We start from the raw sequence: 16,906 nt of genomic DNA on the forward strand, positions 1-16,906 counted from the left end.
TCTGCGAGAAACTGCCGGGCTGGCATTCGGCGCCGCGCTCGGCCAAGCTGCGTGCATCAATGACTGAAATTCAGGAGATTCAGCCATGCGCTGGTCAGCTTTGAGCCTGTTTGGCTTGCTCAGCCTCTTCGCCGCCGCCCCGCAGGTGCAAGCCGCCGGTGAGGATTACGCGGTACTGATCATTTCCCGCGAACGCCTTGAAGTGGCGACCTCGTGCGAGATCGGCGTGTACATCCAGGACCAGCTCTCGGCGCGCCTGTTTCAGGAGCAGAGCACTTCCTTCAACTTGCCACCGGGCAAGGTCTCGCTGCGCTTGAAACTGCTGCCGGGCCAGGCGCCGGGCTGCAATCCCGGCATGCTCGCGCCGGGTTCGCAGGAAATTGTGCTGCATGCAGGAGATGTATTGAAGTTTCGCCTGGCGATGAATGCCGAAGGCGTGTACCTGAAACCTGCAGGCCTCGGTTACTGACCGAACTTGCGATCTGTGGAGTGGGCTTGCTCGCGAATGCGGCGGGTCATCAAACGATGATGGCGACTGATACGCCGCCTTCGCGAGCAAGCCCGCTCCCACATTCTGGCACTGCGTCATATCGCGAAACTGGTGCTTGACCTTGCCCGCATGGCAAGGTTGATCCTGTAGGCATTCACTACAGGGAGCGCGACCGATGTCCGAATCCACCACTTTCGATCTGCCGATTGCCGGCATGACCTGCGCCAGTTGCGCCGGGCGTGTCGAGCGGGCGCTGCGCAAGGTCAGCGGCGCCAGTGCCGTCAGTGTCAACCTGGCCACCGAACAGGCCCGGGTACAGGCGCCCGGCGACAGCCTGCCGGCGCTGATGCAAGCCGTGGAGCGCGCCGGTTACAGCGTGCCCCGGCAAACCGTCGAATTGAGCATCGACGGCATGACCTGCGCGTCCTGCGTCGGTCGCGTCGAACGTGCCCTGAACAAAGTCGCCGGCGTGAACAGCGTCAGCGTCAATCTGGCCAACGAACGTGCGCACATCGAATTGCTCGGCCAGGTCGATACGCAAACCCTGCTCGACGCAGTGAGCAAGGCCGGTTACTCGGCCAGCGTCTGGCAAGCCGAACGGCCACAGTCCGATGACCAGCAAAAACGCCTGCACCGCGAGCGCTGGGCATTGATCTGTGCGATCGCCCTTGCTCTGCCGTTGGTGTTGCCGATGTTGCTGCAGCCGTTCGGCATTCATTGGATGCTCCCGGCCTGGGCGCAATTCGCCCTCGCCACCCCCGTGCAATTCATCTTCGGCGCACGCTTTTATGTGGCGGCGTGGAAAGCCGTGCGCGCCGGCGCCGGCAACATGGACCTGCTCGTCGCCCTCGGCACCAGCGCCGGTTATGGCCTGAGTGTCTATGAATGGGCCAGCGCGGCGGGACGCATGCCGCATCTGTATTTCGAGGCCTCGGCGGTGGTCATCGCTTTGGTGTTGCTCGGCAAATATCTCGAAAGCCGCGCCAAACGCCAGACCGCCAGCGCCATTCGCGCTCTTGAAGCGTTGCGGCCGGAGCGGGCGATTCAAGTCATCGACGGGCGTGAGCAGGACGTTTCCATCAGCGCCCTGCGCCTTGACGATCTGGTGCTGGTCAAACCCGGCGAACGCTTCCCGGTGGATGGCGAAGTCGTCGAAGGTCAGAGCCACGCCGACGAAGCACTGATCAGCGGCGAAAGCCTGCCGGTGCCGAAACAACCGGGCGACAAGGTCACCGGCGGCGCGATCAACGGCGAGGGTCGCTTGCTGGTGCGCACCCAGGCGCTCGGTGCGGAAACCGTGCTGGCGCGGATCATTCGTTTGGTCGAAGACGCACAAGCGGCAAAAGCGCCGATTCAGAAATTGGTCGACAAGGTCAGCCAGGTTTTCGTGCCGACCGTGTTGCTGATCGCTTTGGCGACGCTGATCGGCTGGTGGTTGTATGGTGCGCCGCTGGAAACTGCGGTGATCAATGCCGTCGCCGTGCTGGTGATCGCCTGCCCGTGCGCCCTCGGCCTCGCCACCCCGACCGCGATCATGGCCGGCACTGGGGTGGCGGCGCGTCATGGGATTCTGATCAAGGACGCCGAAGCGCTGGAGCGCGCCCATGAAGTCAGCAGTGTGGTGTTCGATAAAACCGGCACCCTGACCTCGGGCACGCCGCGAATTGCTCACTTCAGTGCAGTCGACGGCGACGAAGAAAACCTGCTGACACTGGCCGGCGCGTTGCAGCGCGGCAGCGAGCATCCGCTGGCCAAAGCCGTGCTGGATGCAGCCGCTGAGCGTGGCTTGAACGTGCCCGATATCAGCGACAGCCAGTCGCTGACCGGACGCGGCATCGCTGGCACCCTTGAAGGCCGGCGTCTGGCGCTGGGCAATCGGCGGATGCTCGACGAAAGCGGTCTGCGCGCCGGTAATTTGAGCGCATCCGCCGAGGCCTGGGAAAGCGAAGGTCGCACATTGTCGTGGTTGATCGAACAAAGCCCTGAGCCGCAAGTGCTTGGCCTGTTCGCCTTCGGTGACACGCTGAAACCCGGCGCATTGCAAGCGGTGCAACAACTCGCCGCGCGGGATATCCAGAGCCACCTGCTGACCGGCGACAACCGCGGCAGCGCACGCGTGGTGGCCGAGGCCTTGGGCATCCGCAATGTTCACGCCGAAGTGCTGCCAGCCGACAAGGCCGCGACGGTGGCCGAGCTGAAGAAAACCGGCGTGGTCGCCATGGTCGGCGACGGCATCAACGACGCCCCGGCTCTCGCCGCTGCAGACATCGGCATCGCCATGGGTGGCGGCACCGATGTCGCCATGCACGCTGCCGGCATCACTCTGATGCGCGGCGATCCGCGACTGGTGCCGGCGGCGCTGGAGATCAGCCGCAAGACCTACGCGAAGATTCGTCAGAACCTGTTCTGGGCCTTCGTCTACAACCTGATCGGCATTCCGCTGGCGGTGTTCGGCTTCCTCAATCCGGTGCTGGCTGGTGCGGCGATGGCATTGTCGAGCGTCAGCGTGGTGAGCAATGCGCTACTGTTGAAAACCTGGAAACCCAAGGACCTGGAGGAACACCGATGAACATCGGCCAAGCGGCCCGACAAAGTGGCCTGAGCGCAAAAATGATTCGCTATTACGAGTCGATCGGCCTGCTCAAAGCGGCCAATCGCACCGACAGCGGCTATCGCGTGTACGGCAGCGATGACCTGCACACACTGGCATTCATCAAACGTTCGCGGGATCTGGGCTTCTCTCTGGAGGAAGTCGGCAAGCTGTTGACCCTCTGGCAGGATCGCCAGCGTGCCAGCGCCGACGTTAAGGCCCTGGCGCGCCAGCACATCGATGAGCTGAACCAGAAGATCCGCGAGCTCGGTGAGCTGCGCGACACCCTGCAGGATCTGGTCGAGCACTGCAGTGGCGACCATCGCCCGGACTGCCCGATTCTCAAGGAATTGGCGTCGGGCTGCGCCGCGCAACCCGCTCGCGCCTGATCCGCAACAGCGTCACAACGCCCAGGGCGCACAAGGGAATGCCGTGAAACAGCATGACCACGGCACCCGGCGTCCACCACGCATAGAAGGGCGCGGCGGCGAGCATGCCGATGCCGAAACCGGTCATCTGCAGCAAGGTCAGCACGCTGAAAATCGGCAAGCGTAACGCCGCAGGCTCTCGTTGCAGACGAGACATCAGACTGACTTCGGACACCCCGTCACCGAGCCCGGCCGGCAAGGCGAACAGCAGCAGCACCAAGAGACTGTGCTGCTGGAACATCAGAATGAAACCGCACGACATCAACGCCACGCCGCAGAAAAACCGGCGCTCGAGATGGCTGTTGTCCGAGCCTTTCAGGTGGCTGGCGATGCGCGCGCCGAGCAGTTTGCCGCTGGCCCAGACCGCCAGCGCGAGGCCCAGAGTCGTGCTCGCCGCATCGGGTGTGAGGAGTTTCGAAATGATCGGGAAACCGACGTTATGCGCCGCACTGCCCAAGGTATCCGCCATGGTGACTGCGAGCATCGCCGCCACCACCGGCGCCGAGCGCAGGCCCTGCCGGAGCGCAAACCATTCGCCGCGTTCGGGCTGTTCGCTGATTTGTGCCGGTGCGAAACGCAGCGGCACGATCAGCAGCGCGGCGAGCAAATAGGTCAGCGCGTTGAGGGCAAAGACTGTTTCGAAACCAAAAGCGGCCACCAGCAACCCCGACACCAGACTGCCGCCAACCATTGCCGCTGAAGAGGCGGAGGTTATCCAGGCATTCGCCTTGAGCAGTTGCGCCGATTCGATCAAGCGTGGCAACTGGCTGTTGAGGCCGATGGCGAACATTGAATTGCCCAGGCCAAGGCCGAAGGCGATGACTGGCAACAGCCAGGTTTGCTGACTCGCCGGGGTGACAAGCAGCAGTGCCAGCAGCACGGCGCGTAGCAGGTCGAAAGCGATCAGCGGCGCGCGGCCCTGCCAGCGTCGGTAAAACCGTGTGCCGATCAGGCTGGCAAAAATTCCGCCACCGACGCGACTGGCAAGAAAGACGCCGACGCTCATGGCGCTGTTGCTCAGCAAATAGACGTAAGTGGCCAGTGCGACCATGTTGAGGAAGGCGCCGAAATCGGAGATCAGCCGGGCGCTTACGATCAGATGGGTGTTGCGTGGGGTGCTCACATACGGTCCTTGTAGGAGCTGCCGAAGGCTCGGGCCGCGTTCGGACGTTCTTTTGATCTTGCCCTTTAAAAGCAACAACAAAGATCGCAGCCTTCGGCAGCTCCTACAAGGGGCATGCTCGCTATTGCGCAATAGCCCAGGCACAAAAAAACCCGGCCGAAGCCGGGTTTTCCATTAAGCGATCACTGCATCCACGGCGGTGGAGGCGGTTCTTCGGGTTTGCCTTTCGGCGCGTCGTCCGCCGCGCGAATGGCTTGCTTGCGTTCCTCGTCCAGGCGCGCCGCTTCGATCTCTCGCAGCACCCCGCCGACATCGGCCAGGTCTTCCGGATCGTCGAACTCGCCGGTCAGCACACTGTTCGGGTGCAAGGTGCCGGCTTCGTACAATGCCCACATTTCCTTGGCGTACTTGGTCTTCTTCAATTCCGGCGCGAAACGGCCGAAGTACGAAGCCATGTTGCCAACGTCACGTTCGAGCATGCTGAACGCATGGTTGTTGCCCGCAGCGTCGACTGCCTGGGGCAGGTCGATGATGACCGGGCCGGTCGGTGTCAGCAGCACGTTGAACTCGGAGAGGTCACCGTGCACCAGACCGGTACACAACATCAGCACGATCTGCGAGATCAGGAACGCGTGATATTCGCGCGCCTGATCCGGCTCAAGTACCACATCGTTCAGACGCGGCGCGGCGTCGCCGAATTCGTCGGCCACCAGCTCCATCAACAGCACGCCGTCGAGGAAGTCATAGGGTTTGGGCACTCGCACACCGGCGCCGGCCAAGCGGAACAGCGCCGCCACTTCGGCGTTCTGCCAGGCGTCTTCGGTCTCTTTGCGACCGAACTTGGACCCCTTCGCCATGGCCCGCGCCTGACGACTGTTGCGAACCTTGCGGCCTTCCTGATATTCGGCCGCCTGGCGGAAACTGCGTTTGTTAGCCTCCTTGTAGACCTTGGCGCAACGTAACTGATTGCCGCAGCGCACTACATAAACAGCTGCCTCTTTGCCACTCATCAGTGGACGCAGCACTTCGTCGACCAGACCGTCCTCGATCAGGGGTTCAATGCGTTTTGGAGTCTTCATCAGCTTTTATTGTGGGTCCTTTATTACCAAACACGCGAATGTCACTCGTTATACGGCAATCCTCGCCCGACGGGGAGGGGTTGCCGACCTGTGAACCTTGAGGATGCACACACTGTGCCGGTTAAATCGCGGTCACACCGCAGCGACCGCTGGGAATCATAGCCGAGACCGTGGCATTGATCGGTACCAGCCGGCAAGGGCATTTGCGACAGAATCTGACATGCACATGCATCGAGGATCTTGTGGGGGCAAGCTCGCCTCCACATTGGAATACGGCTCAGCGTTCGATGATGACGGTGACGCCCTGCCCGCCCGCCGCGCAAATCGAGATCAACCCTCGCCCCCGACCCGCCGCCTCCAGCAGCTTGGCCAGATTCGCCACAATTCGCCCGCCCGTCGCAGCAAATGGATGCCCCGCCGCCAGCGAACTGCCCTTGACGTTGAGCCGGCTGCGGTCTATCGAACCCAGCGGCGCGTCCAGCCCCAGTCGAGTCTTGCAATACTCCGCATCTTCCCAGGCCTTGAGCGTGCACAGTACCTGCGCGGCGAACGCTTCGTGAATTTCGTAGTAATCGAAATCCTGCAACGTCAGCCCATTGCGCGCCAGCAAGCGTGGCACGGCATACACCGGGGCCATCAGCAGGCCCTCGGTGCCATTGACGAAATCCACCGCCGCCGTTTCGCCGTCGCGCAAGTAGGCAAGGATCGGCAATCCGCGCTCTTTAGCCCATTCTTCACTGCCGAGCAAGACCAGCGAAGCACCATCGGTGAGCGGCGTGGAGTTGCCTGCCGTCAGGGTGCCCCTGGCGCTTTTTTCGAACGCCGGTTTCAGCGTGGCGAGTTTTTCCAGGGTCAGATCGGGGCGCAGGTTGTTGTCGCGGGTCAGGCCGAGGAATGGCGTCATCAGATCGTTGTGCCAGCCTTCGCTGTAGGAAGCGGCAAGTTTATGGTGACTTTCGAGGGCGAGTTGATCCTGTGCTTCGCGGGGAATATTCCAGGTCTGCGCCATCAATTCACAGTGCTCGCCCATCGACAGGCCAGTGCGCGGCTCGCCGTTGCGCGGGAATTCGGGGATCAAATGCTGGGGGCGCAACTGCAGAAGGGTTTTCAGTTTGTCGCCGGTGCTCTTGGCGCGGTTGGCCTGCAGAAGGACCCTGCGCAGGCCTTCGCTGACGCTGATCGGCGCGTCCGAGGTGGTGTCGACACCGCCAGCGATGCCGCAGTCGATCTGACCGAGGGCAATCTTGTTGGCCACCAGCAATGCCGCTTCCAGACCGGTGCCGCAGGCTTGCTGAATGTCATAGGCGGGCGTCGCCGCAGACAAGCGCGAGCCAAGAACGCATTCGCGGGTCAGGTTCATATCCCGTGACAATTTAAGCACCGCGCCCGCCACCACCTCGCCGATGCGCTGGCCGTGCAGGTTGTAGCGTTCGATCAGGCCTTCGAGGGCGGCGGTGAGCATCGCCTGATTGCTGGCCGTGGCGTACGGTCCGTTGGAGCGGGCGAAGGGGATACGGTTACCGCCGATGATCGCGACGCGGCGCAGCTGGGTCATGAATAACTCCTGTGGACTTTGCGGATTCACATGGAACCCTGTGGGAGCTGGCTTGCCAGCGATGGGGGCGGCATTCCCAACCCTTCAGCGGCTGACACTCCGCCATCGCGGGCAAGCCCGCTACCACAGGGTCAGTGGTCTACTCTGCTAAACCAGCGTAGGCCTTATTGCACCGATCGAACGATTGATTGCCGCAGGCAGTCCACACTTTGAACCCCAACTTCTGGAGAGCGTTCCATGTCTGACCGCTATATCGACTTCGCCAACTCATCCTTCGGCCATCGTCTGGTCGGGGCCTTGGGCCTGCCGTCGCCGGTGCGGCTGGAACGCTGGCAAGCCGGGCGTCTGCGGCCGATCGAGGGCGCCTTGCTGATCGGTGGCGGGCCGCTGGCCGAACGGATCGGCGTGTTTGCCAACCGTTTGACCGATGCGATCTACAGCTACGGCACCGAGCCCTCGCTGGCCACCGCGTGGATCCCCGGCCACGGGCCGAAACTCAAAGCGGTGGTGTTCGACGCCAGCGAACTGCAGCACACCGACCAGCTCAAACAACTGCGCGAATTTTTCCAGCCATTGATGAAGAATCTCGACCACAGCGCGCACCTGGTGATCCTCGGTCGCGCGCCGGAGACCCTGAGCGATCCGTTCGCTTGCAGTGCACAACGGGCGCTTGAAGGATTCTCGCGGTCACTGGCCAAGGAGCTGCGCAGCGGAGGCACGTTGCAGCTGATTTACGTCGGCGACGGTGCCGAAGATCAACTGGAAGGCCCGCTGCGATTCTTCCTCTCGCCGAAAAGTGCTTTCGTTTCCGGCCAGGTGATTCGCCTGACCGCGTGCGCCACGCCAGTCACCGACTGGACCCGACCGCTGGCCGGGCGCAAGGCGTTGGTCACCGGTGCTGCACGCGGCATTGGCGCGTCGATCGCCGAAACCCTGGCCCGTGACGGCGCCGAGGTGATTCTGCTCGATGTGCCACCGGCCAAAACCGACCTCGAAGCCCTCGCCGCCCGCCTCGGTGGCCGCGCAATCACTCTTGATATCTGCGCCGATGACGCCGCCGCGCAATTGATCGAACACCTGCCCGAGGGCCTCGACATCCTGGTGCACAACGCCGGCATTACGCGCGACAAAACCCTGGCCAACATGACCCCGGAGTTCTGGGACGCGGTGCTGGCCGTCAACCTGAATGCGCCGCAAGTGCTGACCAAAGCCCTGCTCGACAGCGGCACCCTGCGCGACAACGCACGGGTGGTTCTGCTCGCCTCGATCAGCGGCATCGCCGGCAATCGCGGGCAGACCAACTACGCGGCGAGCAAGGCTGGCCTGATCGGTCTGGCCCAGGCCTGGGCGCCGATGCTGCTGGAACGCGGCATCAGCATCAACGCCGTCGCCCCCGGTTTCATCGAAACGCAAATGACCGCGCACATTCCATTCGGCCTGCGCGAGGCCGGGCGCCGCATGAGTTCGCTGGGCCAGGGCGGCTTGGCGCAAGACGTCGCCGAAGCTGTAGCGTGGCTGGCGCAACCGGGTACAGGTGCGTTCACCGGCCAAGCGCTACGAGTCTGTGGGCAAAGCGTTCTGGGGGCATGAGCATGAGCATCGAATGGCACACGCTGGATCGTGAACCGAGTCTGCCGGGGCTTTATTCGCGCGCAGCGACGCGACGCAAAATCACCGGCACGCAACTGCCGGACAGCGGCCTGCGCTGCTGGGTCGATATAGACGGCAAACGGCTGGCGGCTTATCGCAAGGTCTGCGGGTTCGTCGATGACGGCCTGCTGCCGCCGACCTATCCACACATCCTCGCCTTCGCCTTGCAGATGCAATTGCTCACGGCCAGGGATTTTCCTTTCCCGCTGCTGGGGCTGATTCACCTGAGCAACCGCATCCGTGTGCTGCGGCCAATGGGCGCGATCAGCCGCGCGCAAGTCAGCGTGCGGGTGCACAACCTGCAGCCACATGCCAAAGGCGCGACATTCGATCTGCTCACCACCCTGGACGATCAACTCGGGCCGTTGTGGGAAGCCGAAAGCCGCATGCTCTGTCGCGGCGTGAAACTCGAGGGCGAGGCGCTGGCTGAGGACTGGCAGCCGTCTCAGGATTTGCTGGAAGTGGCGCGCTGGACCGCGCCGGCCGATATCGGTCGCCAGTATGCGAAAGTTTCCGGCGACTACAACCCGATTCACCTGAGTGCGGCGAGCGCCAGACTGTTCGGGTTTCCCACGGCGATCGCCCATGGTTTGTGGAACAAGGCGCGCACGCTGGCGGCACTTTCCGATCACCTGCCCAAAGCCAATCTGGAAGTCGCCGTGCATTTCCGCAAACCGGTGCGCCTGCCCAGTGACGTGACATTGCTGGCGAGTGCGGCGGGCTCCAGCGGTGAATTGCGCCTGGTCGGCGCCGGCGACCTGGAACATATGGTCGCTCAATGGCAACCGATTGCTTGATCCGCGGCGCGGGGAGAACCCGTCAATTGTGTGTATATCACTTACGTTTTCCCCCGCCCTGCCGGCGCGTTCATAAAAAACCGAGCCTTGAATTTCAAGGCTTTTTTTTGCGCGTTTATCACCTGGGTATTAGTCCTTCGGCATAGCGCCGAGCCCGCTATAAAAACGGGTTAATACCAACTTGAGAATGGTGAAAAACCTGCCCTCCACTGAGATTACAGCCACGGACGAGGCATCGACGACGACAGATCGGCGGGCCATCGAAGGCAACGTAACGTTGTGACAGGTGCAGGAATCTCAATCATGAAAACTCAAGTGATGTGGTCCAAATCGGCAATTGCGCTGGCATTGATTCTTTCTGTAGGGCTCGTCGGCTGCAGCAGCGGTGGTGGCGGACATCGCAGCAGCTCGGGCAGCTCGACGGCGGACGGCACAGCGGGCACCGATGGCAGCGGTGGCGCGGGTGGCGCGGATGGCGGAACCGGCGGCGATACGGCCGGCACTGGCGGCACTGGTGGCACCGGCGGCGATACCGCAGGCACTGGTGGAACCGGCGGCACTGGCGGCACTGGCGGAACAGGCGGCGGCACCGATCCGAGCAATCCAACCAACCCGACCGACCCCACCAACCCGACCAATCCCGCTGCACCTTCGCTGGTAACCACAACACTTGTTCAGGACGTCGGCAAAACCGTCAGCGGTGTCGGCGATGGCGTCGGCCAGATCGGCGATTCGCTGAGCACTGTTCCGGTCGCTGGCGGCATCGTGCAAAGCGTGGCCAACACCACCGGCAACGTGGTCAGCACCTTGGGCGATGGCGTCACTGATGGCATCGGCAAACTGGCCACTGACCCCAACGGCCTGACCACCACCGTGGCCTCGGTTGGCGGTGTGGTTTCCGATGTTGGCAACGGCGTGTCGGACCTCAGCGTCAAACTGAACACTGCGACCCGTAGCGTTCCCGTCGTTGGCGGTGTAGTCACCCGGGTGGCGCCACTGGTCGATGGCATCGGCGAAAAAGTCACCATGCTCGGCGACACCCTCAACACCTCACTGACCAGCGGACCGACCAGCCAGTTGACCAACAAGCTCGGCAGCGGCCTGGTGCCAGTGATCGCCATGGTTGAAAGCACCACCGACAAACTCGGCGTTGCCACCGGCCTGGGTGATCCGCTCAAAGGGGCGATTGCGACAGTCGGTGGCACTGTGAACAGCCTCGGCGGCAAGCTCACCGATGCCGGCAACGACAATGCCCTGACCAACACCCTCGGCGGCGCCCTGAGCAACACCGGCACGGCGGTCGGCAAAGCGGGCGGCCTGGTGTCCAATGGCACTGGCTCGGGTAATGGCGGCATCGGTGGCATCGGTGGCGGGCTGGGCGGCACCGGTCTGCTGCAAACCGTGGGCGGCGCCGTGGTCAACGTCGGCAGCGGTCTGAATGCCGGCAGCACCAGCGGCGTGGTCAGTGCCGGCGGCGTCACCGCTGGCGGGCTGGGCAACACGATAGCTTCGCTCAACACCGTACTTGGAGGCTCGGGCACGCCGATCACGGCAACCACTTCGCCGCTGGCCAGCGTCGGCACCGCAGTCGGTGCAGGCCTCAATCCGGTCACCAGCGCCGTCACCACTGTGACTCAACAGGTGGGTGCCGCTACCGGTCTCGGCACTCCGGTTGCCGGTATCACCAGTCAAGTCGGCGCTGCGGTCGGCAATCTCGGCGGGGCGATTGCCGCAACCAACAACCCGGTCACCACAGCGGTCGGCGGTCTGGTCAGCAATGTCGGCGGCACAGTGGCGGCAGTGGGTGGTCTGGTCAACGGTGGCACTGCTACCAGCGGCGGCACGGCAACCGGTGGTCTGGGCGGTGTACTCGGCGGCCTGACCGGTGCGTTGAGCGGCACTCAACGCTGAATTGCACCTGGCCGATTCGACGGCCTTACCTACAGCGCCTACGCTTGGTTGAGGGCGGAAGATTCCCACGAGTCTTCCGCTTTTTCTTAGGAAAAATCAGCCTCGTGCTGTGTCCTGACCATGGAGTGTCCTATGCGCGTCCTGGCATCCCTGCTGTGCCTGAGCCTCAGTTCCGTTGCCCTCGCCGACACCTTGCCCAGCTTTCTCAACAGTAACGAAACCACGCGCAACCTGCCCGTACCCAACCTGCCCGCCGACGCCTATCGCCCGAGCGCGGCACCGCTGCAAGTGCCCGACCCGGGCGCGACCGCCGCACAGCCACTGCTGATGGAAACCAGGGTCAACCTCAAGACCGTGCAGATCGAAGGCGGCACGATCTATCCGCTCAACGAACTCGCGCAAATCTACAAGCCTCTGATCGGCCGCCAGGCCAGCCTTGCCGAACTGATCGAAGCCACGCGCAACATCACCCGCCGCTATCAGCAGGATGGCTATCTGTTGTCGTACGCGTTCCTGCCGCAACAGAACTTCGATGACGGCGTGGCCCGCGTGGTGCTGGTCGAGGGCTACGTGCGCGATATCCAGATGCAGGGCGACATTGGCCGGGTCAAAGGCCAGCTCGACAAACTCGCCGCGAAAATCCAGGCCGAACGCCCGCTGACGCGCAAGACCTTCGAGCGCTACACCACGCTGATGAGCCGCATTCCCGGGGTAACCATTCAAGCGCAAGTGCCACCGCCGGGCACCACCGATGGCGCGACCACTCTGGTTGCCCAGGCCAGTCGCAAACCGTTCACCAGTACCCTGAGCACCACCGAAGACAACCGCAACGGCCCGCAGGCGTTGCTCGGTGTCAGCAGCAATTCGCAAACCTCGATGGGCGAACAGTTGAGCCTCAGCGGCCTGTTCCCGCCGGGCGACGACAAAGAACATTACTACCGTCTCGACTACAGTCAGTTCCTCGACACCGAGGGCACGCAACTCAACGTTTCGGCCTCGCGTTACCGCGCCGACCCGAACACCGAAGTGCTGGTGGGCGGTGGCGGACGCCTGAGTACCCATCGCGAGAACGATCGCTATTCGATCGGCTTCAGCACGCCCCTGATCGCCTCCGCCAACGAACTGCTGACCGCCGGCTCGCGCCTGTATGCGGTCGACGACAAGACACGCTACGACGGCATCAACTTTCCCTTCAGCACCGAACTGCGCACCGACGTCCGCGCCCTCGCCTTCGAAGGCGACTGGCGCAAAGCCGACGCCCGCCAACTGCGCATCCTCAGCGCCGGCGTTTACCAGGGCTTCGACAGCCTCGGCGCAAGCACCAACTATGACGACATCGATCTGGATTTCTTCCGCGTGCGCCTGTCCGGCGTGCAGAGCGACAAGTTTCTCGACAACTGGCAAGGCGTGCTCTCGGCCGCGTTGTACTGGAGCGACGACACCTTGCCCGACAGCGAACGCGCGGTGTTCGGCGGGCAGAATTTCGGCCGCGGCTACCCCGACGATCAGGCCTCGGGCGACAAGGGTTGGGGCGTGGCCTACGAGGTCAACTACAGCTACAACCGCGACGGCAACTGGGTGCGCATCCTGCAACCCTACGTAGTGCTCGACCGCTCGCGCAGCTGGTTCAACCAACTGCCGGTGCAGGCCAACAACCTGTCATCGACTGCCCTCGGGCTGCGCTTTGGTGATGCCAGGTATTACAACGTGGCCCTGGAAGTGGCGAAGGCCATGTCCGATGAAGCGCTGGACACGTTCAATCGCAAGCCGCGGTACAGCATCAGTTTCAGTTATCAGTTGTGAGAAGCGGCGGCGTGTCAGTCGGGAGTCTTTCAACTGACACACCCTCTTCGTGAAATGGTTCGGGCTATTCAACCGAGTTATCGCACCGCTTAAACCAGCCGTTTAAACACACGCCCCGTTACCTAGCAACAGCCCACAAATCCTTGCGCCATTGCCTACGGCTACGCCAGAATCCGCCGGCTTGTGCGCCTGGGGCGCGGGTTCTATCGTTTGCCTGCCACTGCTCATCAGTGGTCGGGTTTAGTCGCCCGCTTGTCCACGCCGCACAGGTCCCTGTCAGCCAGGTATTGCATACCTGCACTTGATGGTGGCTGTGCGCAGGGCGCCTCCGGGCGCGCCGATTTCGTGGCTCATCGGTCGACTAACCTGCGTGCAGCTGCCTCCCTTTCGTTTAGTCGCGAACGGGTTGCGGCCCTACTCCATCAGGAGACTGAGCCCGTGAAAAAGATAACGCCCGATCCACCCGTTGCCGATCCGCTCCTCGAAGCGCAAAAGCTCAAGGAAGCCGCCGACCGCGCCATCGATTACTACCTCAACCCCCGCCTCATCAAAGACCCCGCCGCACCGCGCAAACCCAGCACCCTGTTCCTCGTCGACCCGGCTGCGGATAACGAAACCCTGTTGGTACATGCCTGCGAATCACTGGCCTCGGCGAGCATCATGGCCAGCGACCTCGCCGGATTTATCGATGGACCGCAGCGCAGCTCCCTGTTGGGGATACAGCAAGTGATCATGCTGGGCGAACTGGCGGTCAACCGCGTACTGGACAGGCTGGTGCCTGAGTGACGGGAGGGAAAAGCAGTTGCAGGTGGTGAGTCATAGAGAGATGTAGTGGCGGGCAGGCCGCCTTCGCGAGCAAGCCCGCTTCCGCAGAAAAGCAAAAGCTAAAGATCGCAGCCTTCGGCAGCTCCTACGGTTGGATCGCGTAACACTCAAGAACAGGTCGGCGGGCAGGCCGCCTTCGCGAGCAAGCCCGCTTCCGCAGAAAAGCAAAAGCTAAAGATCGCAGCCTTCGGCAGCTCCTACAGTTGGATCGCGTAAGACTCAAGAACAGGTCGGCTGCCGGGCCGCCTTCGCGAGCAGGCTCGCTCCCACAGAACAGCAAAAGCAAAAGCAAAAGATCGCAGCCTTCGGCAGCTCCTACACGATGAGCGTTAGCTCCAGTAAAGCTTTTGATCTTGATCCACCGGCGACGTCGGAAGGCTGAGTGGAGGGATTGATCCGGGCGGGGGAGCGCAGCGACCGTCTGGCGCAGCCAGACACAGCGCAAGGAGGTGCAGCGAAGCAAACCGTAGCCGCTGCGCCCGGATCGATCCCGCAGCGAAGGAACCCGAGCCTGCGAGGGCCGAACGTAGGAGCAAGCGTTTTTTTGCTTACTTTTTTACTGGGTCGGCATTCCGGGCGTTTGTAAAAAAAGTAAGTCGCCGTAAGGGCGAAACCGCCAGCCGCAACACCCGCAGGAACGGATATTCACCCACCCCCAAGAACACGGTCGGCCCAAAGGCCGCCGAGTCACACGACCTCGACCCGAGGCTTGGGAAACAGATTATCGAGAGTCTCCAACAACCTCACGTGATAAATCGGCTTGCGAAACAGATCCAGCACCTGCAACCGCAACATATCGCTGACATCCTCCATATCCGCATGCCCCGACATCACAATCACCGGCAAATGCTCCCGCGACGTATGCTCACGCAACCGCCTGATCAACGACATGCCCGACTCCTCCGGCATGCGCAGATCAGTAATCACCAAAGCAATATCCGGATGCCGGGTCAGATGATGCAATGCCAGCTTCACCGACGTCGCGGTATGACAGGCAAACCCCTCCCCCTCCAGCAACTCTGCCAACTCCAGCAACGCGTCTTCTTCATCATCAACCAGAAGCAGTTGTTGGCGGGACGACGAAGACGCGTTCATGGGCAATACCTGAATGCTGAAGAATTAATCCAGTGTAGTGCGATATCAGCCAGGTGCAGTGTTCACACGTCCGCAACGCCCTAAGGAGTCGCAGCCGGAAGTGCATTCAGAATGCTGTCGAATATCGCCAGGATCCGTTCCCCGATCGGCGTTATGAATGCCACAACCACCACCGCCACCATCGCCACCACAATCGCATACTCGATCGCCGAAGCCCCCTCTTCGCTGCGGGCAAACGCGCGAGCCCTGGCGATCACATAATCCAGATTCAGACCCAACATAGCTCCACTCCTTCGCGCCTCTGGCGCCGACATCACCACCGCGGCAAGGTTCCACCGTGCCACTTGAGCATTGTCAACAAACCCCCGCGCAACAACTGTAAGAACGCATTAATCACAAAGCATTAATCCCTGCGTGTCTCGGCCCTTTGCAGCAGTCAATTGGGCAGGACCCAGACTTTGGTGGGTTATTTGCCTGTCATTAATGGCGCTTTTGCTTGGATCAGCTAGCTTGGAAATAGCGAAATAGTTGCATGTTCATAACTGCCGAAGCAGTCCGCCTTTCGCAAGCAAATGCAGTCGGTTGTGCAGCAGGAAAGGGAGAGCCGTCATGAACAGTCGCGTCACCATGGGCCTTGCCGCGTTGCTGTTGCTGGGGGCAGTTTTCGTCGGCTACTGGGGACTCGTGCTCAGCCGTCAGCCGGCCCCGGTCGTCGACGTGCCCGTGGCATCAGCGGTCAGCGTTGAACAGACTGTCGCGATTGCCGCAGACCAGACCCGCCAACCGGTAGTGATGCTGCTGCATGACGTGCCGCCGTTCACGCCGTTGACCGCCGCCGACGTGACCGTGGAAAAACTGCGCAGCGCACCGGCCGGCAGCCTGGCCACTGTCGAACAGGCAGTGGGCCGCACGCCATGGCGCCACCTCAGCGCCGGCACCTGGCTCAATGACGAAAGCTTCCAGGCCGGCGGTGCGCTGGCGCGAATGATCCGCCGCGATGAACGCGCGCTGACCGTGGCCGTCGATGAAGTGATCGGTGCTGCCGGGCAATTGCTGCCGGGCGATTACGTCGATGTGCTGCTGTACCTGCGCGAGGATGCAAGCAACCTGCAGCAGTCGGCGCAGATCGCCATTCCGGCTCTGCGCGTGCTCGGCATTGGCGATCAGTACGGCCTGACCAATGACGGCCAACCGGCTTCGCCCAGCCTCAGTGCCGAAGAAAAAATCAAACAGGACCAACGCCGCATCGCCGCGCGCACCGTGGTGCTGGCGGTGCCGGAACAACTGCTCAGTCGTCTGATGCTGGCAACCCAGGTCGGCACGTTACGCCTCGCGGTGCGCAGCAGCGAAGAACAACGGCTGGCCAAATATTGGGCCGGCGAAACGCAATCGCCCGTGCACCTGGATCGCGCCAACAGCCAGCTCTTCCAGTTCACCCAACTCGCCCTGGGCAGTGCCCAGCGAGCACCTGCCACCGCGAGTGCCGGCGCGGCGCCGAGGCCTGCGGTGGAAATCATTCGCGGCAATCAGATCAGCCAACAAACCCCATGACTGCGCAAG

General features: G+C 62.4%; 14 protein-coding genes. 9 read left to right on the forward strand and 5 right to left on the reverse strand.

Annotation, left to right across the window (positions count from 1 at the left end):
- Window positions 1–85 precede the first annotated feature (85 nt).
- The 3 genes from CXF97_RS09520 (at window position 86) to cueR (ending at window position 3,469) form a co-directional block, all read left to right on the forward strand.
- Complete coding sequence (locus CXF97_RS09520; protein WP_101158236.1) at window positions 86–469, forward strand: hypothetical protein; 384 nt, start codon at window positions 86–88, stop codon at window positions 467–469.
- Window positions 470–665: 196 nt separating this feature from the next.
- Complete coding sequence (gene cueA, locus CXF97_RS09525; RefSeq protein WP_101158238.1) at window positions 666–3,059, forward strand: copper resistance metal-translocating P1-type ATPase CueA; 2,394 nt, start codon at window positions 666–668, stop codon at window positions 3,057–3,059.
- On the forward strand, window positions 3,056–3,469 hold the full coding sequence (gene cueR / locus CXF97_RS09530; protein WP_101158240.1) for a Cu(I)-responsive transcriptional regulator: 414 nt from the start codon (window positions 3,056–3,058) through the stop codon (window positions 3,467–3,469). The genes cueA and cueR overlap by 4 nt, the downstream gene beginning before the upstream one ends.
- On the opposite strand, the gene CXF97_RS09535 is transcribed toward cueR, so the two are convergent.
- From CXF97_RS09535 to CXF97_RS09545, 3 genes are all read right to left on the reverse strand, one after another.
- Window positions 3,423–4,631, reverse strand: coding sequence for an MFS transporter (locus CXF97_RS09535; protein ID WP_101158242.1), 1,209 nt, complete (start codon window positions 4,629–4,631; stop codon window positions 3,423–3,425). The genes cueR and CXF97_RS09535 overlap by 47 nt on opposite strands.
- Before the next feature lie 182 nt (window positions 4,632–4,813).
- Window positions 4,814–5,710 carry a PA4780 family RIO1-like protein kinase gene (locus tag CXF97_RS09540; protein WP_016771829.1) on the reverse strand — a complete coding sequence of 299 codons (897 nt, stop codon included), beginning with the start codon at window positions 5,708–5,710 and terminating at the stop codon, window positions 4,814–4,816.
- 277 nt (window positions 5,711–5,987) lie between these two features.
- A complete protein-coding gene (locus CXF97_RS09545) occupies window positions 5,988–7,265 on the reverse strand; it encodes an acetyl-CoA C-acetyltransferase (RefSeq protein ID WP_101158244.1) in 1,278 nt (425 codons plus the stop codon).
- 237 nt (window positions 7,266–7,502) lie between these two features.
- On the opposite strand from CXF97_RS09545, the gene CXF97_RS09550 reads away from it, so the two are divergent.
- From CXF97_RS09550 to CXF97_RS09570, 5 genes are all read left to right on the forward strand, one after another.
- A complete protein-coding gene (locus CXF97_RS09550; RefSeq protein WP_101158246.1) occupies window positions 7,503–8,855 on the forward strand; it encodes a 3-oxoacyl-ACP reductase in 1,353 nt (450 codons plus the stop codon).
- Between the two features lie 2 nt (window positions 8,856–8,857).
- Complete coding sequence (locus CXF97_RS09555) at window positions 8,858–9,712, forward strand: MaoC/PaaZ C-terminal domain-containing protein (RefSeq protein ID WP_101158248.1); 855 nt, start codon at window positions 8,858–8,860, stop codon at window positions 9,710–9,712.
- Between the two features lie 303 nt (window positions 9,713–10,015).
- On the forward strand, window positions 10,016–11,623 hold the full coding sequence (locus CXF97_RS09560) for a collagen-like triple helix repeat-containing protein (RefSeq protein WP_101158250.1): 1,608 nt from the start codon (window positions 10,016–10,018) through the stop codon (window positions 11,621–11,623).
- Between the two features lie 132 nt (window positions 11,624–11,755).
- Window positions 11,756–13,426 carry a ShlB/FhaC/HecB family hemolysin secretion/activation protein gene (locus tag CXF97_RS09565; protein WP_101158260.1) on the forward strand — a complete coding sequence of 557 codons (1,671 nt, stop codon included), beginning with the start codon at window positions 11,756–11,758 and terminating at the stop codon, window positions 13,424–13,426.
- Between the two features lie 438 nt (window positions 13,427–13,864).
- Window positions 13,865–14,212 (forward strand): DUF6124 family protein, encoded by a 348-nt coding sequence (locus tag CXF97_RS09570; RefSeq protein WP_101158261.1) that lies wholly within the window; start codon window positions 13,865–13,867, stop codon window positions 14,210–14,212.
- Window positions 14,213–14,938: 726 nt separating this feature from the next.
- Here the strand turns inward: CXF97_RS09570 and CXF97_RS09575 are convergent.
- Together CXF97_RS09575 and CXF97_RS09580 are read right to left on the reverse strand one after the other, a co-directional pair.
- Window positions 14,939–15,346 (reverse strand): response regulator, encoded by a 408-nt coding sequence (locus CXF97_RS09575; protein ID WP_101158263.1) that lies wholly within the window; start codon window positions 15,344–15,346, stop codon window positions 14,939–14,941.
- Between the two features lie 80 nt (window positions 15,347–15,426).
- Window positions 15,427–15,627 carry a Flp family type IVb pilin gene (locus CXF97_RS09580; RefSeq protein ID WP_178081171.1) on the reverse strand — a complete coding sequence of 67 codons (201 nt, stop codon included), beginning with the start codon at window positions 15,625–15,627 and terminating at the stop codon, window positions 15,427–15,429.
- 328 nt (window positions 15,628–15,955) lie between these two features.
- On the opposite strand from CXF97_RS09580, the gene cpaB reads away from it, so the two are divergent.
- Window positions 15,956–16,897 carry a Flp pilus assembly protein CpaB gene (cpaB, locus tag CXF97_RS09585; RefSeq protein ID WP_101158265.1) on the forward strand — a complete coding sequence of 314 codons (942 nt, stop codon included), beginning with the start codon at window positions 15,956–15,958 and terminating at the stop codon, window positions 16,895–16,897.
- The last annotated feature ends 9 nt before the right edge of the window (window positions 16,898–16,906 follow it).

Source organism: Pseudomonas sp. Choline-02u-1, assembly GCF_002836515.1.
Taxonomy (GTDB): Bacteria; Pseudomonadota; Gammaproteobacteria; order Pseudomonadales; family Pseudomonadaceae; genus Aquipseudomonas.

Excerpts from the sequence above, each read along its gene's own strand:
- CXF97_RS09575 (WP_101158263.1), bottom strand. The coding sequence starts at position 15,346 with ATGAACGCGTCTTCGTCGTCCCGCCAACAACTGCTTCTGGTTGATGAT.
- CXF97_RS09565 (WP_101158260.1), top strand. The coding sequence starts at position 11,756 with ATGCGCGTCCTGGCATCCCTGCTGTGCCTGAGCCTCAGTTCCGTTGCC.
- cueR (WP_101158240.1), top strand. The coding sequence starts at position 3,056 with ATGAACATCGGCCAAGCGGCCCGACAAAGTGGCCTGAGCGCAAAAATG.
- CXF97_RS09520 (WP_101158236.1), top strand. The coding sequence starts at position 86 with ATGCGCTGGTCAGCTTTGAGCCTGTTTGGCTTGCTCAGCCTCTTCGCC.
- cueA (WP_101158238.1), top strand. The coding sequence starts at position 666 with ATGTCCGAATCCACCACTTTCGATCTGCCGATTGCCGGCATGACCTGC.
- CXF97_RS09545 (WP_101158244.1), bottom strand. The coding sequence starts at position 7,265 with ATGACCCAGCTGCGCCGCGTCGCGATCATCGGCGGTAACCGTATCCCC.
- CXF97_RS09555 (WP_101158248.1), top strand. The coding sequence starts at position 8,858 with ATGAGCATCGAATGGCACACGCTGGATCGTGAACCGAGTCTGCCGGGG.
- CXF97_RS09560 (WP_101158250.1), top strand. The coding sequence starts at position 10,016 with ATGAAAACTCAAGTGATGTGGTCCAAATCGGCAATTGCGCTGGCATTG.
- CXF97_RS09550 (WP_101158246.1), top strand. The coding sequence starts at position 7,503 with ATGTCTGACCGCTATATCGACTTCGCCAACTCATCCTTCGGCCATCGT.
- cpaB (WP_101158265.1), top strand. The coding sequence starts at position 15,956 with ATGAACAGTCGCGTCACCATGGGCCTTGCCGCGTTGCTGTTGCTGGGG.
- CXF97_RS09580 (WP_178081171.1), bottom strand. The coding sequence starts at position 15,627 with ATGTTGGGTCTGAATCTGGATTATGTGATCGCCAGGGCTCGCGCGTTT.
- CXF97_RS09540 (WP_016771829.1), bottom strand. The coding sequence starts at position 5,710 with ATGAAGACTCCAAAACGCATTGAACCCCTGATCGAGGACGGTCTGGTC.